Source organism: Pseudoduganella violacea (assembly GCF_014191875.1).
Taxonomy (GTDB): domain Bacteria; phylum Pseudomonadota; class Gammaproteobacteria; order Burkholderiales; family Burkholderiaceae_D; genus Rugamonas; species Rugamonas violacea_A.
On sequence record NZ_JACHXD010000007.1, the window covers coordinates 1 to 22,141 of the forward strand.

The 22,141-nt window shown below is 60.8% G+C and carries 20 protein-coding genes, 1 tRNA gene and 1 pseudogene; 12 read left to right on the plus strand and 10 right to left on the minus strand.

Annotation, left to right across the window (positions count from 1 at the left end; all coding sequences use genetic code 11):
* A partial coding sequence (locus tag FHS03_RS13455; RefSeq protein ID WP_183441484.1) for a hypothetical protein occupies positions 1-343 on the plus strand: 343 nt, incomplete at its 5' end.
* Between the two features lie 252 nt (positions 344-595).
* On the opposite strand, the gene FHS03_RS13460 is transcribed toward FHS03_RS13455, so the two are convergent.
* Genes FHS03_RS13460 through FHS03_RS13470 form a run of 3 tightly spaced genes read right to left on the minus strand, consistent with a single transcriptional unit; the run spans position 596 to position 2,699 of the window.
* Positions 596-1,003, minus strand: a complete 408-nt coding sequence (locus tag FHS03_RS13460; protein ID WP_183441485.1) for a response regulator — start codon at positions 1,001-1,003, stop codon at positions 596-598.
* 14 nt (positions 1,004-1,017) lie between these two features.
* Positions 1,018-1,782 carry a sensor histidine kinase gene (locus FHS03_RS13465; RefSeq protein WP_183441486.1) on the minus strand — a complete coding sequence of 255 codons (765 nt, stop codon included), beginning with the start codon at positions 1,780-1,782 and terminating at the stop codon, positions 1,018-1,020.
* Positions 1,779-2,699 (minus strand): restriction endonuclease, encoded by a 921-nt coding sequence (locus tag FHS03_RS13470; RefSeq protein ID WP_183441487.1) that lies wholly within the window; start codon positions 2,697-2,699, stop codon positions 1,779-1,781. The genes FHS03_RS13465 and FHS03_RS13470 overlap by 4 nt, the downstream gene beginning before the upstream one ends.
* Before the next feature lie 615 nt (positions 2,700-3,314).
* Here FHS03_RS13470 and FHS03_RS13475 point away from each other — a divergent pair.
* Both FHS03_RS13475 and FHS03_RS28650 read left to right on the plus strand, forming a co-directional pair.
* Positions 3,315-4,052: a hypothetical protein gene (locus FHS03_RS13475; RefSeq protein ID WP_183441488.1), complete on the plus strand. Its 738-nt coding sequence runs from the start codon at positions 3,315-3,317 to the stop codon at positions 4,050-4,052.
* Positions 4,053-4,175: 123 nt separating this feature from the next.
* A pseudogene (locus FHS03_RS28650) lies at positions 4,176-4,481 on the plus strand (helix-turn-helix domain-containing protein); the annotation flags it as partial.
* A gap of 273 nt (positions 4,482-4,754) precedes the next feature.
* Here the strand turns inward: FHS03_RS28650 and FHS03_RS13485 are convergent.
* Positions 4,755-6,716 (minus strand): APC family permease, encoded by a 1,962-nt coding sequence (locus FHS03_RS13485; RefSeq protein WP_183441489.1) that lies wholly within the window; start codon positions 6,714-6,716, stop codon positions 4,755-4,757.
* 183 nt (positions 6,717-6,899) lie between these two features.
* Between FHS03_RS13485 and FHS03_RS13490 the strand changes: the two genes are divergently transcribed.
* Positions 6,900-6,984 (plus strand) — tRNA-Leu (locus tag FHS03_RS13490).
* Between the two features lie 46 nt (positions 6,985-7,030).
* Here the strand turns inward: FHS03_RS13490 and FHS03_RS13495 are convergent.
* Positions 7,031-7,360 carry a hypothetical protein gene (locus FHS03_RS13495; protein ID WP_183441490.1) on the minus strand — a complete coding sequence of 110 codons (330 nt, stop codon included), beginning with the start codon at positions 7,358-7,360 and terminating at the stop codon, positions 7,031-7,033.
* 139 nt (positions 7,361-7,499) lie between these two features.
* Here FHS03_RS13495 and FHS03_RS13500 point away from each other — a divergent pair, with 139 nt between their 5' ends.
* Entirely contained in the window at positions 7,500-7,709 is a 210-nt protein-coding gene (locus FHS03_RS13500; RefSeq protein WP_183441491.1) for a helix-turn-helix domain-containing protein, read from the plus strand.
* A gap of 22 nt (positions 7,710-7,731) precedes the next feature.
* Positions 7,732-8,253, plus strand: a complete 522-nt coding sequence (locus FHS03_RS13505) for a Clp protease N-terminal domain-containing protein (protein ID WP_183441492.1) — start codon at positions 7,732-7,734, stop codon at positions 8,251-8,253.
* Positions 8,254-8,269: 16 nt separating this feature from the next.
* On the opposite strand, the gene FHS03_RS13510 is transcribed toward FHS03_RS13505, so the two are convergent.
* Complete coding sequence (locus FHS03_RS13510; protein WP_229426206.1) at positions 8,270-8,827, minus strand: PEP-CTERM sorting domain-containing protein; 558 nt, start codon at positions 8,825-8,827, stop codon at positions 8,270-8,272.
* A gap of 249 nt (positions 8,828-9,076) precedes the next feature.
* Between FHS03_RS13510 and FHS03_RS13515 the strand changes: the two genes are divergently transcribed.
* The 4 genes from FHS03_RS13515 to FHS03_RS13530 are packed head-to-tail and all read left to right on the plus strand — an operon-like array spanning position 9,077 to position 13,349.
* Positions 9,077-11,221: a TonB-dependent receptor gene (locus tag FHS03_RS13515; protein WP_183441494.1), complete on the plus strand. Its 2,145-nt coding sequence runs from the start codon at positions 9,077-9,079 to the stop codon at positions 11,219-11,221.
* A gap of 10 nt (positions 11,222-11,231) precedes the next feature.
* On the plus strand, positions 11,232-11,498 hold the full coding sequence (locus FHS03_RS13520; RefSeq protein ID WP_183441495.1) for a hypothetical protein: 267 nt from the start codon (positions 11,232-11,234) through the stop codon (positions 11,496-11,498).
* On the plus strand, positions 11,488-11,757 hold the full coding sequence (locus FHS03_RS13525) for a hypothetical protein (protein WP_183441496.1): 270 nt from the start codon (positions 11,488-11,490) through the stop codon (positions 11,755-11,757). Before FHS03_RS13520 ends, FHS03_RS13525 begins: the two co-directional genes overlap by 11 nt.
* Positions 11,754-13,349: a PepSY-associated TM helix domain-containing protein gene (locus FHS03_RS13530; RefSeq protein WP_183441497.1), complete on the plus strand. Its 1,596-nt coding sequence runs from the start codon at positions 11,754-11,756 to the stop codon at positions 13,347-13,349. Before FHS03_RS13525 ends, FHS03_RS13530 begins: the two co-directional genes overlap by 4 nt.
* A gap of 229 nt (positions 13,350-13,578) precedes the next feature.
* Here the strand turns inward: FHS03_RS13530 and FHS03_RS13535 are convergent, their stop codons facing one another.
* Entirely contained in the window at positions 13,579-14,127 is a 549-nt protein-coding gene (locus FHS03_RS13535; protein ID WP_183441498.1) for a PEP-CTERM sorting domain-containing protein, read from the minus strand.
* A gap of 307 nt (positions 14,128-14,434) precedes the next feature.
* On the opposite strand from FHS03_RS13535, the gene FHS03_RS13540 reads away from it, so the two are divergent.
* Positions 14,435-17,794, plus strand: a complete 3,360-nt coding sequence (locus FHS03_RS13540; RefSeq protein ID WP_183441499.1) for an MHYT domain-containing protein — start codon at positions 14,435-14,437, stop codon at positions 17,792-17,794.
* On the plus strand, positions 17,791-18,822 hold the full coding sequence (locus FHS03_RS13545; RefSeq protein ID WP_183441500.1) for an HD domain-containing phosphohydrolase: 1,032 nt from the start codon (positions 17,791-17,793) through the stop codon (positions 18,820-18,822). The genes FHS03_RS13540 and FHS03_RS13545 overlap by 4 nt, the downstream gene beginning before the upstream one ends.
* A 139-nt stretch (positions 18,823-18,961) precedes the next feature.
* On the opposite strand, the gene FHS03_RS13550 is transcribed toward FHS03_RS13545, so the two are convergent.
* The 3 genes from FHS03_RS13550 to FHS03_RS13560 are packed head-to-tail and all read right to left on the minus strand — an operon-like array spanning position 18,962 to position 22,141.
* A complete protein-coding gene (locus FHS03_RS13550) occupies positions 18,962-20,089 on the minus strand; it encodes a glycosyltransferase family 4 protein (protein ID WP_183441501.1) in 1,128 nt (375 codons plus the stop codon).
* A 7-nt stretch (positions 20,090-20,096) separates the two neighbouring features.
* A complete protein-coding gene (locus tag FHS03_RS13555; RefSeq protein ID WP_183441502.1) occupies positions 20,097-21,218 on the minus strand; it encodes a glycosyltransferase family 4 protein in 1,122 nt (373 codons plus the stop codon).
* Positions 21,215-22,141 (minus strand): GDP-mannose 4,6-dehydratase, encoded by a 927-nt coding sequence (locus FHS03_RS13560; protein WP_183441503.1) that lies wholly within the window; start codon positions 22,139-22,141, stop codon positions 21,215-21,217. The genes FHS03_RS13555 and FHS03_RS13560 overlap by 4 nt, the downstream gene beginning before the upstream one ends.

The window sequence follows — 22,141 nt, forward strand, 5'->3', positions numbered from 1 at the left end:
CAAATGTTTTACGTTTTCTTGTCGTCATGCTTTAACTCCTCAGATAGTGGATTTTCCACCTATTGAGGTGTCCGGGCAAATTAGACCACGGCAGTTGGACGGTGCAGCGGTTGGAATTGCTAAGAAAGTGATTGGCGAAAACAGCTTAGACGGGTTGTCTGCAAAGCAAAAGGGTATCTATGAGAATGTCATATATCCTCAAATGAAAGTAGATTGCTCCGGCGGTTGTGGCGGCACTATCTCTATGGATATGGCTGCGGAAGCGATAAGAAATCAAGCAGCAGGCGAAGATTTCTTCTGTGTGGACTGTGAATATTCACATCGAGATAGAGGCGACGACTAACAACAAGCCCCGAAGTTCGGGGCTTTTTTTATATCCAAATTCGATATCATTATCATGTTGCATTAGCATTTCTCTTTCTTATTATTAGATAACGCAATAATAAAAGGCAGAAACTTAAAGACTCAAAACTATAGCTGATTAATGACATCTGTTCACAGCATCCGATCTAGATGGTCACAAAAATCCCCATAGACATTGGGGCAATCCTTAAAGGAAAATTCAGTTATGGAGCTTCTTAAGGTAGGATTTCAGTTACAGCGAGAGGTCCTTAATGAGCACACTCTTCAACTCCCTAGGGCGACCTTTGACAACATACTTGCAAGATAATTTTTCATAAATTTCGACCTCAAGTTGAGGCGTTAAGTGAACTGAATAAATTACGACTTTGCCGCCTGCAACTCCCCATGAGCGAATCTTTTGAGCAACAGCTAGACCTGGGTACTCAGTATAAATAGGACCAGTTCCCCTATGCACAGAAGTCGGAACATTTAGATCAATCAAGAAACAATCGAATTTAGACACTTTACCCTCAAGTTTATTAAGTGCCTCATCTGCCGATGCCGCTGTTTCTGTAGTACATCCTTTTGAATTCAACCATTCAACAAGCCACGATATGTTCGTATGCTCATCATCGAGTAAAAAAACATTTTTATTTTTCATATCTAGCCTTCTACTTAATTCCAAAGTTCTTTTGGAAATGCAATTCGGAATACGGTTTTTTCATTTCTCGCGGAATGCGATACAGATATCTTTCCACCGACATTATCCATAATTGCTCGACACACCCAAAGGCCAATCCCTGATCCTTGGGCAAGAGTTGCGCGAGCTTCGGTCGAACGAAAACCAAGATCAAAAATTCGCTCAGCATCAGCGTTTGAAAAACCCTTGCTAAATCCAGAAACCTCAATAATTAATTCAGATTTTCTATTAGTGCTAAATTTTGCTTTTACTTTTTGATCTGGATAACCATATTTCACCCAGTTATCAAAAATATTCATAAACACTTGTCGCACCAACTCTGGTCTGGCATTGACCACATACGAATTTTGCGACCTAATCAACTCTAAGGCCATATTTTTTTCCTTAGCTGTATCCTGAAAAAACTGAACAGACTCTAAGATAATTGATGTCATATCAGCTTTTGCGTATTTGGTAGGCGCCTTCAACCCTCGCTCCCCTCCGTGCGCCTCCGCAGGAACAACAGAAAATTCAGCAAAAAAAGCTAGATTTCTAATTAAAGATATGCATTGCTCTAATTGTGCACGCACTGCATTGATCTTTTTTTTTCCGGTATTTTGATCAAAAACGCCCTCTATATAGTTATCTAAGGTGCCACATATACCATTCAACGGATTTACCACTTGGTGAACAAAGTTTGATAAAAATATCAAGTTACTTTGCTGTGCCATATCTTTACCCTGGTCTTTATCTTCACTCATAGTTGCCAATCCTGTTGATCGACACCAATTATGCCGACGTCATATGAAATAGATAGATTTCCCCAGCTTGCGATTGATTCGATTATTTGACGCTGAAGGGTTGATAGTTCAAAAAAAGGTACTGGCCTTATCTCAGCTTTCTTTTCATGAAAATTCACAGTTCCATTTTCCATTCCCACACAAAGTGCAATATAAGCGACAATAGCCCTCAAACTAAGCAAATCTACAGATGGGTTTCCAGAATGCGTATAATTTCCAGAAAACATAACATCATCTTTATTGAAATGAAAATATGAAGAAAAATACCCCTGCTCTTCCTTTTGAGAAATTCGACTATAAACTAGCCAAGCCATTTCTTTCGCAAGCAGAGTTTCTTTTTCAAGACCCCTATCATTGAAAATTGCTTTTGATTCGGAAATGGCCAATTGCTTGGCGATTTCCTTAATAATCGTTAAAAATGGCAACGCTGAGATGCTTAAACTTCTTTCCAATCCATACTTATATGCGGTGTTTGGGCAGGATTTTATTTCTATTTCTAACTGAGAAATCGGCCAAAGTCTAATTTGAGGCCTTCTTCCCTTACTATTCCACCGCTCCGTTTCACTAATGGCATTGGGACTGTATGTTGAACTTGTTGTCATTAACAAATAGTCTGCGTCATGATTTTCAGCATATGCAAGCTTCTCGCGAATGGTAGGCCAATCAACCGATGCCTTATAACGCTTACATTCAACATACCATTTTTGTATCGAGCTGTATCCTGAAATATCTAGCGTAGAAAATGTTCCTTCAATGTCTCGCCCGCCGTCAGCTCCTGGTGTGCGCCAAATTAAGTTAACCATACCCTTTTCATGAAGCGTATCAAAAACTAAATTTTCAAACTGCGTGGGGCTAAGTGCTTTAATTTTCGTTTTCATCTTCATGCGATTGAAATTTGAAATGAAATGTTTTCACTTTTTGTCTGATTTCAGGGAGGTGTAATTTTCAAATTTTCCGAAAGAGATTATTAGCCTCGAAAGCCAAAGACGCGAAAAAGTTGCAAAACTACTCACCCTGTCAAATGTAGCAGCCATAATTGCTTCGTGCAAATAAAAGATGGTGAATAAAATCAAAAAAACACACTATTTCCATACTCTGAAAAAAACTCTCGTCCCACATGCCAATGTAGACGCATGAGTCGTCGGTTGTGACGCGCCAGCGCGGCGGGATTTCGCTTTAGCGCCGTGGAGCCCAAAGGGGCGACATCACAACGCGATGAGAGGTTGCAGGAGCGCTTTGCGCCGTACAGGCGCAGCGACGATGCCGAGTCCACTCAATACGCGTATCAGTTGTTTTTGACTTGCACATAGTCCCACCAGTGGGACTATGTGGGCCTAGCGGGGGACTGCGACGACCGAGAGGGAGTCGGAGTATCTTGCTAGGCCACCCCTCACGGGGTCGGCGTGCGGAGCACGGCGGGGGGGTTGGTGTGGTAGTCGAGTCTTCTGGCGAGACGGACACATGCAGTAGCACTAAAAATACACGAGGCATAAATGGCGAGATTCAAAACCAAAATGCGGTATCTTGCACCGGAATGGGCGGACAAAATATGGGACGCAGCCCAAGCCCGCAATCGCGGTGCGGGGGCAGAATGGCTGCTCCCGCTTGCGGTAACGGGCGTCAGGCCCGCGAGCCTTGAACGAGGAATCACGTTTGACCTCGTTCATGATCACGACGGTGCGGAGTACATTCGGGCAAAAAGCTTCGACGCAAAAATTCTAAAGGACTTTACCGGCGCTGCAATTCGCGGCCAGGACGAAGTACAAGTCTGCTGGCGGATAACTCCGCCAGCAGATGCACCTCATCGCCCTAATGAATTGTGGGCCATATTGCAGACACTTCAGCACAGCGAGCAAAAGAGAATCGCTGTCACCTATGATGTCGACGGTATATCGACACAGATTCGAGAACTGTCCAAAGAGATATGGCCTCGAAAACAGTATCAGGTATCAGCAATTTGCTACCGCGAGCTACTCTCCAGCTGCTGCAAAGACGCTGGTATGTCCGCTAGCGATATTGCGAAGGTCATGGGGCATCTCAGCACAGAAAGTCAGGGGCGTTATTCATCTGGTACACTCCGCTCATCATCAGCCCCACGGCAGCAAACCCGTTTGTTCAGCCATATCGCAGCTACGAATACTGTTCGCGTACATCGCTCCCCCATGCAGCGATTCAAAAATTCTGCTGCGAATCTCAATAGAAAAAGACTGGCCTTATCCATTCCTTGCTAACGGAATCTGAAACCATGAGTGTTAAGTTGCACTGAAACTGACCCGCCTTCCCCACGAATTTGCAACGGAATCTGACCCACGTTAGTAGCACAATTTTCCCTGTCCTTTTGGCCGGAGACCGGAGTGATCGACGTGGCATTGCAAGGAATAATTCGACGCTGGCACCTTCGTGCCCAGATCCCCATACGAGAGATTGCCCGGCGACTTGGCATCTCACGTAACACCGTCCGACGCTATCTGTGATCGGAAACAACCGAGCCCTCCTATGCGGAGCGACGGTCATCTAGTGGCTTGGATAAATACTCGGCGCAGCTATCTGGCTGGCTAAAGGCCGAGGCTATAAAGCCTCGTAAGCAGCGGCGCAATTTGAAGCAGCTCCATCTGGAATTGAAAGAACTCGGCTATGAAGGGTCATGCGACCGCGTGGCCCGGTAGGTAGGACTTCGACGAAGAGGCCGTCACTATCTGAGCGGGTATAAGTTTTTTCTTTTGGCTTGAGTGCCTGTAAAGCAGAGTGATTGAGAGACACAGGACAGTCAGCCGGGGCCATCGCCGCCCGATTCAATTATTAATGGCCCGGATTATGGCCCGGTTTTTTTGTGGATGTCGACGATTTTTCGCGATCAACCGCGATCAAAGAAACCCCGTATCTAAAGGAGAACTGTGATTTCGCGTTCAAACAAAAAATGACCGCGAACACTACTACACCTTCATCGGCAGGATCACCATCTGCAAGCCTTCCAGGTGCAGGCGGCGCTGCACGGCCAGCGCGGCCTGGTTGTGCAGCAGGCGCGTGAGCCAGTTGTCCTTGGCAAAAATCAGTTTGCTGGTGAAGAAAATCGCGTTGGGGAATTCCTCGCTGATCTGTTCGCACAAGCGCGTCACCTCGTCCACCGCGTCGGTGCCGAAGCCCAGGTAGGAAGAGGCGGCCATGCCGTGGCTGTGGCAGAAGTCGACGAAGTATTCCAGCGTTTCGGCCGCCTCCTCGCGCATCTGGTCCATGGCGCCGATGCCGCCATAGGCGTGCGAATCGACGGTGCGCGCATTCACGAACAGGAAGTTCCTGAAGTGGGCCGGGAACATGCGCTGCACCCACAGCAGCGCGTGCAGACCGCCGCCGCGCGAGGTGCCGACGATGAAGACGGCAGTCTGGTTGTCCGGGTCCGGTTCCACCGCCTCGCGGTTCGGGCCGAAAGGCTGGGTGGCGAAGACCTCGTCCACGGAATGGATGGCGCGCTTGGTTTCGCGGTAGTGGCGGCGGATCACGATGCACAGCGCGGCAATGGCGCCGATGATCACCACCGTGGCCCAGCCGCCTTCGGCAAAGCGTTCCACCAGCAGGATGGCGAGGATGCCGGCGCAAATTACGAAGCCCAGCAGCGAGAGCAGCAGGCGGCGCAGCCAGGGCGTGTCGCGCTTGCGGTTGCGTGCCCAGTACAGGCACAGGCCGAACAGGGAAATGGCGAAGGTCAGGAAGACCGAGATCGAATACAGCACCACCAGCAGGGTCACGCTGCCGCCGGTCCAGAACAGGATGGCCAGCGCCGCCAGGCCCATGACCAAGATGCCGTTCTGCGTCACCAGGCGGGTCGAGAGGTAGCGGAATTTGTGCGGCACCCAGGAATCGGCCGCCATATTCGACAGCACCGAAGGGCCGCCCAGGAAGCCGGTATTGGCCGCCACGAACAGCAGGCCGGCTTCGAAGGCCAGCACCACCACCAGCACCACCTGGTTGATGAAGGGGCCGCCCAGATTCATGCTGGCGATGATGGACTTGAAGGTCGAGGCGTTGAGCGTTTCGCCCGGCATCGGCCGCGCGTCCCACAGCAGGTAGAGCAGGATGATGCCGCCCGCCGTCACCGCCAGCGACAGGGCCATATAGATCATGGTCACTTTGCCGGTGCGCACGCGCGGCTCGGCCAGCAGGTTGACGTTGTTCGACACCGCCTCCAGGCCGGTGTAGGTGCCGCCGCCCTGGGAATAGGCCAGCAGCAGCATGCCCGCCACCCCGGCCCAGCCGATGCTGCCGGCCAGATTGGTGGTTTCGGCGAGGGTGGTGGGCATCAGGTCGGGCAGATAGGAGGCGTGCGCCGTGATGCCGTAGACGATCAGAATCAGATGGGTGGCGACAAAGCCGAGGAAGATGGGCAGCAGGATCTGGATCGCTTCCTTCAAGCCGCGCAGGTTCATCACGATCAGCACCGCGATGAAGAAAGCTTCAGCCCATAGCTTGTAGGGCTGGAAGCCGAGCGGCAGGAAGGAGGCCAGCGCATCGACGCCGGAAGCGATCGAGATGGCGATGGTCAGCACGTAGTCGAGGATCAGGGCGCAGCCGGAGATCAGGCCCATATACGGCCCCACCAGCTTGCTCGCCACGCGGTAGCCGCCGCCGCCGGTGGGGAACAGTTCGATCACCTGGTTATAGGCCAGCGCGATGATGAACACCGTGAGCGCGGTGGCGATCGCCATGTACAGGCCGAGATGGGTGTGGGCGCCCAGGGCCTTGAAGGTTTCCTCCGGGCCGTAGGCCGAGGAGGACAGGCCGTCCGCGCCCAGGCCGACCCAGGCCAGGAAGGCCACCAGCGCCATCGAATGGCGCGTTTCGCTCTTCAAAGGGTCCAGCGGCTTGCCAAGGATGATTTCCCGGATCTTCTTATTATTCATGCGAGCAGGCTGGCCGCGCCAGCGTAACGAAGGTAGGCGGATGATACGCCATCCGGCGTGGGAAATGATGCCAAAGTGGCAAATTGGCGGTCCAGGCTTGCCCGGTGCGAGTAAATCAGTGATAATGCAGGTCGCATTTACGGCGTAGCCAAAACGGCAAGCTGGCGAATGCGCTAAAAATTGGCCTCGGTGGTGAAATTGGTAGACGCAGCGGACTCAAAATCCGCCGCCGCAAGGCGTGCCGGTTCGATTCCGGCCCGGGGCACCAGGATTGGAAAAAGCACTGATGATTCAGTGCTTTTTTTATTTCCGTCTTATACGAGTTTGAAGATGATGAGCACCAGGGCGCTGGTCTGTATCAGGCCGAAGGCGACACCGATGCTCAAGGTCCAGCGCATCGAGTTCTGGCTGGTTTCGCTGATCTTCTGGCTCAACTCCGCAACCGCCTTGTCCAGCCGGGCGCCAAAAACATCGATTTGCGCGGCATTGCGCAGTTCATGCTTTTCCAGCACACAGGTATTTGCCGCCAGCTCAGCCATCATGCAGCCCATGGTTTCAGCCTGAACATCAGCATGGGCCGGCGTAACGCCTGCGTCCATCAGGCGCTTTGCGTACTTGTGGGTATCAAAGGCTGCGGCACTCATATGCACCTCGCTGAAGAGGCTTCATTATCTCACTCTGCACCCCAGCTCAGTTCGCCAAAGCGCTAGATAAAAATCAAATACCAAGCCCATTTCGTCAATTTTTGTTGACGACCTCAATATCGTCAACTAAGATTGACGAATGAGCTCATTGAAAACCCTCCCCTCCCCTGACGATCCGGCCGAAGCGCTGGCGGCGGTGATCGCCCTGCGCCTGACGGCGGACAAGCTGGAACGCAGCGCCGTGAAGGTGGCTTTGCGGCAAGGCTGGTCCTGGTCGCAGATCGCCGAAGCGCTGGGCGTCTCCAAGCAGGCGGCGCACAAGCGCCTGGCCGGCCTGGCGCAGGATTGAATCCCTCTACTTAGGAGCAGCAATGTTTGACAGGATTAAGCAGCGTTTGCGCGATATGGGCACCATCAAGCGTCTATGCGAAGACGCGGAAAAGCATGCCAATGCCGATGGCCAGGCCCAGGCCGGGGCCGAACATTTCATCCTCGCCGCCCTCGATCTGCCGGACGGCACGGCGCGCCAAGCCTTGCAGCGCCTGAACGTGGCGCCGGAGCAGTACCGCGCCGCCATCGCCCGCCAACATCAGGAAGCCATGCAGTTCGCCGGTGTGGCGACGCTGCCCGAACAGGTGCAGCAGGATGCGGCGCTGCCGCCGGCGGGCGGCCTGTATCAGGCCCAGGCTTCGGCCCAGGCCCTGATCCGGCAATTGAACGAGCGTAAGAAAGAGGAAGACAGCGCCCTGCCGCTGCTGGGCGCCCATGTGCTGCTGGCGATGACATCGGCCCAATACGGCACGGCGGTGCGCGCCATGCGCCTGCTGGACATCGACCTGGCCGCGCTGGCCGAGGCGGCGCGCAGCGAGATCCGCGCCTTCCGCCCGGCCTGATGCGCCGGAACCGCGCTTAAGCCTGCGCGTCAACGCTGCGGCGCTTGCCGCGGCGCGCCTGCGCGCCAATACCCAGCAAGCCGGCTCCCAGCATCAGATAGGCGGCAGGCTCGGGGACCGGCGTGATGCTGAGCGTTGTCTGCGGCGTGAAATAGCGGTAGACGAAATATGGCTCGTGGTCCATGGTCTCGATCTCGTATTGGCCGGAAACAATGAAGCTCGAGCCATAGGAGTTGCCGTCGAAGAAAGCGTCCCAATAGCTGCGGAAGGATAGCGTCCCATCCTCGCGATAGAAAAAATAGTCGATGGCGCAGTGGCTGCCCGGTTGCCGGCAGCCCAGGTAATCGGCTCCCTGGATCCGCAGCATCGATAATTCGTCCAGTTCCAGCACCCCATCGTGATTGCGGTCCTCACCGCGGAACGTGCCGCCCAGCCAAGGACCAGGCACCCAGTCGCTAAAGTCCCCTCTTTGCTCGAGGTGGCCGGAATACATGAAGCGCAGGGCAATTTCATCGGCGAGCGCCGGTAGCGCGCTCGCGGCCAGCGTTGCGGCACATAGCATCTTTCGGAACATCCCCTTCCTCCTTGAATAGTTAAAAGGCATGACCGCTCCGGCGCCGAATCCCGCTACGCCGCCAGCCACGGGCGGGCTGCTATCCACATCAAATTATATAAAAATACATATTATTCGATTATCACCAAAAAACACTTATACGCCATGGTCTTACTGGCAAAAAAATAACTTTGGTTGGCAATGATTATCATTTACTATTCACTATTGGTAATGATTCTCATTTAAAAATAAGCGCGATAAGGGGAGTGTATGCAGTTCAAGGTTGTGGTACTTGCGGTATCCGGTGTCCTGCTGTGCTGGCAGGCGCAGGCTGAGGAAAGCGCGATCGAGACCGTCGTCATCAGCGGCGATAAATTGAAACGGACCGAGGCCGACAGCAGCGCCAGCATCGGCATCCGCAACCGGCGCCAGATCGCCGAGGCGGGCCAGAACAATATCGAGGAAGTGGTGCGCCAGATGGCCAATGTGGGCACCGGCGCCGAGCTGGCCATCCGCGGCATTCCGCTGGCCGGACCGACCGGCGGCGGCAACGGCCGCACCATCAGCGTCACCAGCGACGGCGTGCAACAAAGCGGCTTCGCCCAGGATATTTCCAATCTCCCGGTGTGGGACGCCGAGCGCGTGGAAGTGCTGCGCGGTCCGCAGTCGACCAACCAGGGGCGCAACTCCCTGGCCGGCGCCCTGGTGGTGAAAACCCGCGATCCGCAGGACCAGCGCGATTTCAATGCCCGTATCGGCGCCGGCAACAAGAGCTCCTACCGCGCGGCCGTGGCAGGCGGTGGCGCGCTGGTCGAGCAGGTGGCGGCGGCGCGCATCAGCATCGAGCAATACCGCGACGGCGGCGACAATTTCAACGCCACCCGCAACGAGAAGCACTGGGACAAGGAAACCGGCCACACGGCGCGCGGCAAGCTGCGCCTGACGCCATGGGGCGAGCGCTATCAAGCCATGCTCACGCTGTCCGAATCCAAATACCGCAAGGGCGACGCCCAGGTGGAAGCGGTGACGCACCAGGCCCGGGAGCGCATCGCGCTGGCCAACGAGGCCAGCGCCATCGACAACCGCAGCCGCAACGCGGCGCTGGAGCAGACCTTCGCGCTGGGCGGCGCCGACATCACCCTGCTGACCGGCTATGCCCACAACCGCTACACACGCGCCAGCGATTACGATTACACGGAGCTGAACCAGGGCACCCAGACCGGCATGCGCAAGAACCGCGAACTGACCCAGGAAGCGCGCGCCAATTTCAGCGCCACCCTGGCGGGCAATGTGCTGAAAGGCGTGGCCGGCGTCTACTACGGCCACGACACGGCCAGCACCGACGACGGCTTCCGCGTGCCTGTTTCCTTCGTGCTCAATTCGGCGGGCCAATGTCCCAGCCCGGCCGCCTGCGCCAGCTTCGACAGCGACTTTATCCACCGCCGCAACCTGGAAAGCAATCGCACGCGCAACCGCGCCCTGTTCGGCGAGGCCGATTACAGCGTGGGCGCGCTGACCTATACGGCCGGCCTGCGCTACGACGCCGAGAAGCAGACCCGCGTGGTCGGCACCGTCACCACCGGCACCTCGCCCATGGCGCAGATGGTGATGGGACAGTTGATCGGCGCCGGCATCTTCAACGCCGACGGCGTGCGCGACGTCTCGTCCGACAACAAGGTGTGGCTGCCCAAGCTGGGCCTGCGCTATGCGCTGAACGGCGACTGGACCGCCGGCGCCACCGCGCAGCGCGGCTACCGCAGCGGCGGCGTGGGCTACAGCTATCAGCGCGGCCCGAACGCCTATGCGCCCGAATTCACCAAGAACTACGACCTGTCGCTGAAAGGCACGCTGCCGGGCAATTTCTTCCTGGCCGCGAACCTGTACCAGATCGACTGGAGCAAGCAGCAGGTGAATATCTCGCGCAACACCACCATCGACAACTTCGTGGTCAACGCGGGCAGCTCGCGCCTGCGCGGCCTGGAGCTCGAAGTACGCGGCATGCTGACGCGCGAGGTGGAAGTGTTCGGCGCGCTGGGTCTGTCGCGCAGCCGCTTCATCGAATTCCAATCGCCGCTGGGCGATTACAGCGGCCATGAATTCGGCCGCTCGCCGCGCCAGACGCAATCGGCGGGCTTCAGCTGGAAGCCGGGCCGCGCCCTGCTCAATCTGCACCTGACGCATGAAGGCGGCTCTTATTCCGGCGCCGAGAACGAGGAACGCAATGGCGGCCGCACCCTGTTGGGCGGCAAGACCGCCTACACCCTGGCCAATGGCCTCAGCCTGTTCGCCTACGGCAGCAATCTGCTGAACCACACCTATATCACTTCCGGCGCCATCAGCACCGTGCCGGGCCGGCATAACGTGGTGCAGGGCAAGGGCCGCCGCATCGGCTTCGGCATCGAAGGCCGCATCTGAAAGGACGACAATGAACTGGCTTAGCATATTCACCGCCACGCTGGCTGCCTGCGCCCTGTATCTGGCCTCACCGCACCAGACCTTGCTGCCGGGCGCGCGCGCCCAGGCGCGCCTGCTGCGCTGCGGCGCCCTGCCCTTGCTGGCGCTCGCCGTGCTGGCGGGCGACGCCGCCTACGGCTTCTGGTGCGGCGTCTTCGTCGCCCTGTCCGGCTTCATGCTGGCCCTGGTGGCCCTGCCCTATTTCGATGCTTACCGGAGGACGCGCCATGTGGGGTAAATCGACGGCCGCCTTCTTCCTCGGCCTGCCGCTGGCGGTGGCCCTGGTCGGCATCGCGGCCCTGCTCAGCGGCGACCAGCGCTACTACACCCTGCCGGCGCTGCTGCTGTTCTTCCTGGTCTGGGTCGGCGTGATGACGCTGGCCTTCGCCTTCCGCAGCGGCGCGCGCGCCTGGCTGTGGCTGGGCGGCGCCACCGTGGCCGGCTACGGCCTGCTGTATGCCTTGAAGGCCAGTGGCCTGGTGCGGGTGGCGGCATGAAGGCGGCGACTCTGCGCAGCTATATCGCGCTGCATACCTGGGTCGGCCTGGTGGCGGGCTTCGGCCTGTTCATCGCCTTCTTCGCCGGCGCCATCACCATCTTCCACGAGGAGCTGGGCGAATGGGAGGTGCGCGGCGCGCGCGTGGCGCCCATGCAATCGAGCGCCAATGCCCAGCAGCTGGTGGACGCCGTGCTGCGCGCCCAGCCCAAGGCGGCCGAGCATTTCGGCCTGATCCTGCCGAGCGAGCACGAACCGGTACTGCGCCTGCAATGGGACGAGCACCATAAGGACGGCAGCGAAACCGAGCATGCCTGGCGCCTGGACGCGCATGGCGCACTGGCCGACGCCAAGCCGGAATCGGAGCTGTCGCACTTCCTCTACCGCCTGCACTACACGGCCGGCCTGCCCGCTTCCTCCGGCATTTATGTGCTCGGCATCGTCTGCGTGCTGTACGGCCTGGCGCTGGCCAGCGGCGTGGTGATTTACGCGCCCGGCTTCCTCAAGGACTTGTTCGCCCTGCGCATCGGCAAGAACCTGAAGCGCATGTGGCAGGACGCGCACAATGCGGTGGGCATCCTGTCCCTGCCCTTCCACCTGATGTATGCCTGGAGCAGCGCCATCCTGTGCCTGGGCATCCTGCTGATGGCGCCCTTCCAGTACCTGGTCTTCGACGGCAAGCTGCTGGACCTGATCCAGTCCGACATCTACGCCAGCGCGCCGGTCAAGCCGGCCGGCGTGGCCGCACCGCTGCTGCCGGCATCGCAGCTGATGCAGATCGTGCAGCGCGAGGCGCCGCGGATGCGGATCGGCCAGATGTACTACAAGCATGCGGGCGACGCCAACGGCCAGGTCGAAGTATATGGCCAGACGCACGAGGGCACGCTCAACGCGATGAGCGTGGTGGTACTGAACGCCAGCAGCGGCGAGGTGCTGCGCGTGCTGCAGCCGGCCCAGTTCAGCGCCGGCACCACCTTCCTGCGCGGCCTGCAGACCCTGCACTTCGGCAGCTTCGGCGGCTACGCGGTGAAGTGGGTCTACTTCATCCTCGGCCTGGCGGGCGCCTTCCTCTTCTATAGCGGCAATCTGCTGTGGATCGAGGCGCGCCGCAAACGCAGCGGGGCGCAGACGCGCGGCAGCCGCTGGATGGCCAAGTTCACGGTCGGCTTCTGCCTGGGCAGCGTGGCCGGGGTGGGCGCGGCCTTCCTCGTCAACAAGCTGCTGGTGCTGCCGGCCGGCGCCTTGCCGGCGTGGGAGGAAGGCGCTTACTTCGCCGTCTTCTTCGGTGCCATCGTCTGGGCCGGCCTGCGGCCGCCGGCGCGCGCCGCGCATGAGCTGCTGCTGCTGTGCGCCGCGCTGGCCCTGGCCCTGCCTTTCGCGCAATGGTGGCAAAACGGCAGCGATCCCTTCTCGGCCCTGTGGCAGGGACGCGGCATCGTCAGCGGCGTCAATCTGGTGGCGCTGCTCTTTGCCTGGGCCTTCTGGCGCATGGCGCGCGCCACGCTGCGGCGCGGCCGCAGCGGCGACCCGGCCAGCGTCTGGTCGCTGCAGGCGCCATCACACACTTCGGAGACAGAGGCGAAAGCCGCTTGAGCGTGCGGGGTATTCGGCGCCGGTATTTCTCAATACTATTTTTTAGTTCTTTTTGAATGAAACAGTGTTTCCGGGTTGAACTATGTAAACATCGCTCCAGGCGCTGATCCAGCAATGGAACACGCGGAAGAAAAAGAAGATGGCGCCCGGCCCCGACTGGGCGCCCACATCCTGTTGTCCGAGGCGGCGCGCGGTGAAATCGCGCCGTCCCGACCGGTCTGCAATCAGTTTAAGCCTGGGTAGCGGCGCTGCGGCGCTTGTTGCGGCGCGCCAGCGCGCCGATGCCCACCAAGCCGGCGCCCAGCATCAGATAGCTCGATGGCTCCGGCACGGCCGTAATGCTGAAGGTCGTTCCGAGGGTAAAGCCATAGTAATGCACATAGGGTTCATGATCGAAATAGCGGGTATACCCTTCCTTGGAACCCACGTGGACGCTTTCGTGGTAAGAGCGCGCAGAGTACCCGGAATAAAAATCCAGGTTGTTGCCGCCGCTAAAGCTGAAACGGCTGATCCAGCAATCATACCCACCACATCGCGGGTTCGCAAAATTCACGCCTTCGAGTTCCAGATGCGTCAGCTCGTCCTGCTCGAGGATATTATTGCCGTTCAAATCCTCGCCACTGAACATGCCTTTCAGGGTCACATCCGGATACCAGACGCTCATGCCGCCGAAGTATTCCTGCATTCCCGTATAGGTGAACCAGCGCGTCGTGGTTTCGGCGAAAGCGGAAACGGAGCACAGCGCCAACGCCGCGCCGCAAATGGCTTTTTTAAACATGTAAACCTCTCAGTGAGTTAGACGATGGTGTCCAGGAAAAGACGGCAGAGCTTTGGTCCCGCACAGAATAATATCAAAACAATATTTCAAAAATATCACCAAATCTCTCTTGACGAGGTAAGCCGCTCAGCTCTCCACCTCCGTGTGCACTGTGGAGGTGGAGAGACAACCCATCTGAAACGGATGGGATTTGGTGCCAAGTTGTTTCTAAGTACCACTTTTTAATGCATTCTGGAAATGGCACAGAGTTTCCAAGCTGAATTATGTTAAGGTGGTATAGTTCCGTCCGCCTTCTGCTCCGTCCGCCATGGATACCATCCTCCCCCTCCACCTGTTTTCACCGCCGGACGATCCTTCGCTTCTGACATATGGCATCTACGATCCGCTGCTAGTTACCTTATCGGTAATAGTGGCGGTTTTTTCATCGTGGATGGGTTTGCAGCTGGTGGGCCAGGGCCGCAGCCGCGACAACCGCACGCTGCGTCTGCTGACCCTGCTGGCCGGCAGCCTGGCGCTCGGCGCCGGCGTCTGGTCCATGCACTTCATCGGCATGCTGGCTTTCCAGCTGTGCACCACGGTGCGCTACGAGCCGGTGCTGACCGTGCTCTCCATGCTGCCCAGCCTGGGCGCGTCGGCGGTCGCCATGTCACTGCTGCGGCGCGCCCATCTGCGGCGCAGCAGCCTGCTTACCGGTGGCCTGCTGGTGGGCGCCGGCATCGGCACTATGCACTACTCCGGCATGGCCGCCATGCAGATGGACCTGGGCCTGCGCTACGATCCCTTCATGTTCGCCCTGTCCATCGTGGTGGCGGTGGTGCTGGCGACGCTGGCGCTGTGGGTGCGCTTCGGCCTGCGCAGCCTGGGCACGCGCCTGACCGAGCAACAACGCCTGCTGGCCAGCGCCATCGTCATGGGCTGCGCCATCTCCGGCATGCACTACACCGGCATGGCCGCCGCGCGCTTCGTCGGCAATACCGTACCGGGCACCTTCGTCACCACCAACACCACCTTCCTGGCGCTGGCCATTTCCCTGATCACGGTGGTGTTCACCGTCTTCGTCATGGGCGCCAACGGCCTGCTGCGCTACCGCGAAATGTACCGCCACCTGAGCCAGAGCGAGAGCTGGATGCGCGCCCTGCTCACCACTACCGTCGACGGCGTGGTGACGGTGGACAGCACGGGCGTGATCCATGAATTCAATGCCTCGGCCGAACGCATCTTCGGCTGGACGCGGGCCGAAATCGTCGGCCGCAATATCGCGCTGCTGACGGCCGACCTGGAACAGTCGCGCAGCGAAGGCCTGTTCTACTTCCTGGCCCACGGCGACGAAAGCCAGATCAACAAGGGGTCCGAAGTGCATGCGCGGCGCAAGGACGGCTCGCTGGTGCCGATCCGGCGCGCCATCGGCCACGCCCGCCTCGGCGAGCGCGATCTGTACGTGCTGTTCGTCACCGATATCAGTGAGCGGCGCGCCATCATGCAGGAGCTGCGCGACAGCGAGCAGCAATTCCGCTCCCTGATCGGCAATATCCCCGGCGTCTCCTTCCGCTGCGAAGCGACGGGCGAGCGGCCCATGGTCTTCGTCAGCGACGGCGTCGAGCATGTGACCGGTTATGCGCGCGAAGACTTCCTGGCCCTGGGCCGCCACCGCCTGTTCTCCAGCCTGATCCTGGAAGAAGACTTGCCGCTGATGGAGCAGGCCGTGGCCCAATGCCTGGCCGACGGCCACCCGTACATGCTGGAATACCGCATCCGCCACGCCGACGGCGGCATGCGCTGGATGTGGGAGCACGGCGCCCTGGTGCTCAACGAGAGCGGCACGCCGCGCTGGCTGGACGGCGTGGTGCTCGACATCACCGAGCGGCGCCAGATGGAGGAAGAGCTGCGCGAGGCCAAGGAAAAGGCCGACCACGCGGCGGCGGCGCGCGCCACCTTCGTCGCCAATATGAGCCACGAAATCCGCACGCCGATGAATTCCATCCTCGGCTTCACCGACGTGCTGCTGGACGGCGAGCTGGCGCCGGAACAGCGGCGCCACCTGGACACCATCCGCCGCTCCGGCCGCGCCCTGCTGCGCCTGCTCAACGAAATCCTCGACACCGCCAAATTGGACAAGGGCGCCATGGAGCTGGAGCTGGCCGACTACAATCTGCGCGGCCTGATCGACGAACTGGCCTCCACCTATGGCGCGGTGGCGCGCGGCAAGGGCTTGGACGTGAACGTCGGCTATACCGAGGCGCTGCCCAACTGGCTGCACGGCGACGAACTGCGCGTGCGCCAGGTGCTCACCAATCTGCTCGACAACGCCATCAAGTTCACCGCCGCCGGCAGCGTCACGCTGCAAGCTTCGGTGCATGACAAGCAGCTGCGCATCGCGGTGCGCGACACCGGCATCGGCATCGCGCCCGACCGCCTGGCCGCCATTTTCGATCCCTTCACCCAGGCCGACGCCTCCATGACGCGGCGCTATGGCGGCACCGGCCTGGGCACCACCATCAGCAAGCAGCTGGTGGAGCTGATGGGCGGGCGCATCTGGGCCGAAAGCGCGCCCGGCGAAGGCACCGGCTTCCATATCGAGCTGCCGCTGCGCCTGGCCACCAAGGAACATGCGCCCCAGGTGCGCGAACAGAGCGCCTACGCGCTGCCGCCGCTGCGCGTGCTGGCGGCCGACGACGTGCCGCAGAATCTGGAACTGCTTGGCCTGCTGCTGGAAAAGCGCGGCCACCGCCTGGTCACGGCCAACGACGGCGCCCAGGCCGCGGCGCTGGCGGCCCAGCAGGAATTCGACGTGGTGCTGATGGACGTGCAGATGCCGCATGTGGACGGCCTGGCCGCCACGCGCCTGATCCGCGCCTCGGCCCAGCGCCAACAGCGCCGCCGCGTGCCCATCATCGCCATGACGGCCAGCGTGCTGGAGGCGCACCGCCGCGCCAGCGCCGCCGCCGGCATGGACGGTTTCGCCAGCAAGCCGGTGGACTGGACGGCGCTCTCGCATGAAATCGCGCGCGTGCTGGGCATGAAGGAAGCGGACCAGCCGGCCGCGCCGGCCGCTGCCGGCCGGCGTCTGCTCAACCACGGCGCCGGCCTGGCGCGCTGGGGCGGCGATGCAGCCGCCTACCACACTGCGCTGGCGCGCTTCGCCGCCGGCCACGCCGGCGCCGCCGATGCGCTGGACGCCCTGCTGCGCCAGGGCGACCTGCCGGCCGTGCAGGCGCTGGCGCACAAGGTGCGCGGCGTGGCCGCCAATCTGGGCCTGGAACAGCTGGCCGCGACCCTGGCGCGCCTGGAGCAGGAAGCCGGGCAGGCTGACGCCGTGGTGGCCTTGCTGCCGCTGGCGGCGGCCCAGCTGGCGACCACCCTGGCCGCGATTGGCGCCAGCCAGGCCGAGAGCGAAGCCCTGCCGGCAGTCCCTGCCGAGGTCCCCGTCACCACGCCCGCCCTGCTGGAGCTGCGCCAGACCGCCGCGGCGCTGGACAAGGCCCTGGCGCGCGGCGCCCTGGACGACGCCGCGCTGGCGCAACTGGGCCTGGCCCTGCAAGACCACGCCGCATCGACTACACTGGCGAAACTGCAGGCCGCGCTGGACGACTTCGACTTCGCGCTGGCCCGGCAGCTGTTACAGGAAATACTGGCGCAAGCCCTGCCCCACAACGAAAGCCCGCGATGACCCAGCCATCCAAGCAACCCCTGATTCTGGCCGTGGACGACGAGGCCGGCAATCTGCAGCTGCTGCGCCAGATCCTGCAAGACCATTACCGCCTGGTGTTCGCCAAGGACGGCCAGCGCGCGCTGGAACTGGCGCGTCAGGAGCAGCCCAACCTGATCCTGCTCGACGTGATGCTGCCCGGGATGACCGGCTATGAAATCTGCCGTGCCCTGAAGGCCGATGGCGCCACCGCCGCCATTCCCGTCATCTTCGTCACCGCCTTGAGCGATCCGGCCGACGAGGTGATCGGCTTCGAAGCCGGCGCCGTCGACTACATCACCAAGCCCCTCAGCCCGCCCATCGTGCGCGCCCGCGTGCGCACCCACCTGTCGCTGGTGCGCATCGACGAGCTGCGCGAAACGCGCCTGCAGATCGTGCAGCGCCTCGGCCTGGCGGCCGAATACAAGGACAATGAAACCGGCCTGCACGTGATCCGCATGAGCCATTACGCCCGCCTGCTGGGCGTGGCGGCCGGCCTCAACGAAGCCGAAGCCGACGACCTGCTGCACGCCGCGCCGATGCACGACGTGGGCAAGATCGGCATCCCCGACCGCATCCTGCAAAAGCCGGGCAAGCTCGATGCCGACGAGTGGAAGATCATGCAGTCGCATGCCGCCATCGGCGCTGAAATCATCGGCGAACATACCCACGGCATGCTGCGCCTGGCGCGCAATATCGCCCTCAGCCACCACGAAAAATGGGATGGCAGCGGCTATCCGAAAGGCTTGAAAGGGGAAGAGATTCCGCTGGAAGGCCGCATCGTCGCCATCGCCGACGTGTTCGACGCCCTGACCTCGGCCCGCCCATACAAGCGCGCCTGGCCGCTGGAGGAAGCGCTCAATTATCTGCGCGAACAGCGCGGCCAGCACTTCGATGCGGCCCTGGTCGATCTTTTCCTGGCGCAGATCGAGCAGGTCGACGCCATCCGCCTGCGCTGGGCGGAACAGGAAAGCGAGAAGGAAGAAGCGGCGGAAGCGCCGCCGCAATAAGGAAAACCGCTGAAGAGGTGAACTCCCGCGCTGGCCTGGCCTGTGCGTTGCATGTTCGGCCGGAACCTGCGGACCATGGTCAGCGCAAGGAGTCCGGCGCCTATCTTAAGCGGCAAGCATGACAGCGCCTTGACACAGATCAAACGCCATGCTGCTTGCGATGCGCTAGTTCCTGGTACAGCTTCAGGTAATTTTCCGCCATCGCCTTGGCCGTAAACAATTCCCAATAGCGCTGCTCGGCGCGCCGCCCCATATCGGCCGCCATCTGCGGGTTTTCCCACAGCTGGCGCATGGCTTCGCGGAAGGCCGGCGCATCGCTGGGCGGCACCACCAGGCCGGTTTCGCCGTCCACATTGATATAGGTGGTGCCGGTGCCGATCTCGCTGGAGATCATGGGCTTGCCGAACATCGCCCCTTCCAGCAGCGAGATGCCGAAAGCTTCCGAACGCAGGTGCGAGGGGAAGGCCATGGCGTAGCTCAGCTTGAGCAGGGCGATCTTGTCCTCCTCCTCCACCGCGCCGAGGAATTTGACGTGGTGCAGATTCAGACGCGCCGCATGTTCCTTGAGTTCCTGTTCGATCGGTCCCGCGCCCACGATCACCACCGGGTAATCCAGGCCGGCCATGGCGTCGAGCAGGATGTGCAGGCCCTTGTAGTAGCGCAGCACGCCGACGAAGAGGAAGAAGCGCTCGCCGCATTCGGCGCGCCATTTCTCCATCACTTCGGCGCGCGGTTCCGGATAGATCGTGCGGTCCAGGCCATAGGTGATGGTGCGCGTCTTGTGGCGGTAGCGGCGCAGCACCGGCGAGGACGCCATATAGTTGGGCGAGGTGGCGACGATGGTGTCCACGCTTTTCAGGAAGCGCTGCTTGAGCGGCGTGTACACGCGCAGCAGGGTTTTCTGGCGCACGATGTCGGAGTGGTAAGTCACCAGGCTGGGCTTGTTCACGCGCGCCATGAAGTGGGCCAGGTCCATGAAGGGCCAGGGGAAATGGTAGTGGATCACGTCGGCCTTGCGCGCCAGCCGCGCCAGGCGGCGGATGGCGGCGAAGGAGAAGGCGTTGGAGGCGATCTCGAAGTCGAGCGGCACGCGGTGCACCGTATGGCCTTCGATTTCCATCTGCGCCGGCCCGCCGTTGCGCGTCAGCGTCAGCACTTCGTTGCTGACGCCCAGGCGGCTGGTGCCGACGCACATCTGGCGTATCACCTGCTCGATGCCGCCCCAGGAGTCCGGGTAATAAGTCTTGTAGAAATGGAGGACGCGCATGATAAATCTACTGCAAAAGAATGGATTGGTAGACGGCCGCCGTGCGGCGCGCCGTTTCGGCCCAGGTCAGCGCCAGCGCGCGCCGCTCGCCGGCGGCGATGCAGCGCTGGCGCAAGGCTTCGTCGCGCACGATGTCGAGCATGGCGGCACCGATGGCGCTCACCGACAGCGGATCGACTTCCAGCGCCGCGCCCAGCGTGACCTCGGGCAGCGAGGTGGTGTTGGAGGCGACCACCGGCAGGCGCGAGGCGAAGGCTTCCAGCAGCGGGATGCCGAAACCCTCGTACAGCGAGGGATAAATCAGGGCGCCGGCTTCGGCGTACAGGTCGCGCAGCTCTTCCTCGCCGGTCAGGCGGTCCAGCCAGCGCACGTTCTCGCCCTGCTGCACGGCGGCGGCGATGCGCGCCTGCAGCTGCTCGCTGCGCCAGCCGGGCGCGCCGACGATCACCAGTTGGCGCGCCGCGCGCAGCACGGGCGGCAGGCCCAGATAGGCTTGCAGCAGGCGCTCCACGTTCTTGCGCGGCTGCAGCGTGCCGACAAAGAGGAAATAGCCGGGACGCAGGCCATGCGCCGCCAGCGTGGCGGCGCGCCGTTCGGCCGGCGGCGGCGTGAACCAGCTGGCATCGACGCCGTTGTGCACCACGCTGATGCGGCGCTCGTCGACACCGAAGCACTGCACCAGCTCGGCCACGGCGAATTGCGAGACGGCGATCACGTGGTCGGCCTTGCGCGCGGCCTTGATCTGCAGCCAGTTCTTCAAGCGCCGCTGTTTCGGGCTGCACCATTCGGGATGGGCGATCGGCAGGGCGTCGTGCAGGGTCGCCACCACCGGGCAATCCATGCGCACGATGCGGTAATCGGTGGCGTGGTACAGGTCCAGGCCCATCTTCTGCCGCACAGCGGACGGCGCGGCCAGGTCGCGCAGCGTAGCGGCGGCGAAGGAGAGCGGCAGCGGCCGGCCCACCGTCAGGCGGGCGGCGGGACCGAAGGAATAAGGCTGGACGGCGCAGCCGGCGGCGGGCAGGTGGCGCAACAGGGCCTGGCTGTACACACCGATGCCATCCAGGCGTCCACCGTTCAGGCCGGGCTCGATTGTGGTACAGGACAGTCCGGCGCGCAGCGCGTTCACGCCTCGTACATCCAGCGCAGGGTCTGTTCCAGCGGCAGCGGCTCGATGGCGCCGACCACGGCGGCCAGGCGACGGTTGTCGCCGCTCAGGCGCGCCACTTCATTGGCGCGCACGAAGGCCGGATTGACGTGGACATTGATCTTATAGCCGGCGATGGCGGCCATCATGTCCAGCGCCTCGCCCAGCGAATAGGCCTTGCCCGAGCAGATATTGAAGGTCTGGCCGGCCGGCGCGGCGGCCAGCAGGCGGCGGTAGGCGGCGGCCACCATGCGCACGTCGGAGAAATCGCGCCACACATGCAGGTTGCCCAGCTCGATGTCCGTGGCCTTGCGGCGGAAGTGGGACACGATTTTCGGCAGCAGGAAGTTCTCGTGCTGGCCGACGCCGGTGTAATTGAAGGGGCGCACGAAGATCAGCGGCAGGCGGTCGCACCACAGGCGCGCCATGTATTCCATGGCCAGCTTGCTGACGGCGTAGTCGTTGGCCGGCGCGGCCGGCACGTCCTCGTGGATCACCGCCACATCGGTATTGCCGTAGATATTCGCGCTGGAAGCCAGCAGCACGGCGGAAGGCTTCTTCGGCGCGGCGGCCAGCGCTTCCAGCAGATTGCGCGTACCCACCACATTCACGCGGTAGATCTGCTCCACGTCCGAGTGGGCGACGAAGGCGATGGCGGCCAGGTGCACCACCACGTCCGGCTGCAGTTCCTGCACCATGGCTGCCACGCCGGCGCGGTCGCACAGGTCGACCGCCACGGTGTTCTCGCCATGCGCATGGCCCGGCACCGCGGTGCCGAACACCTCGTAGCCGGCGGCGCGCAGTTCCTGCGCCACGTAATGGCCGGTGAAGCCGGCCAGGCCGGTGACCAGGGCGCGCTTGCCCTCGCCTTCGCGCTCCGCCGATAAGAACTGCAGCGCCGCCAT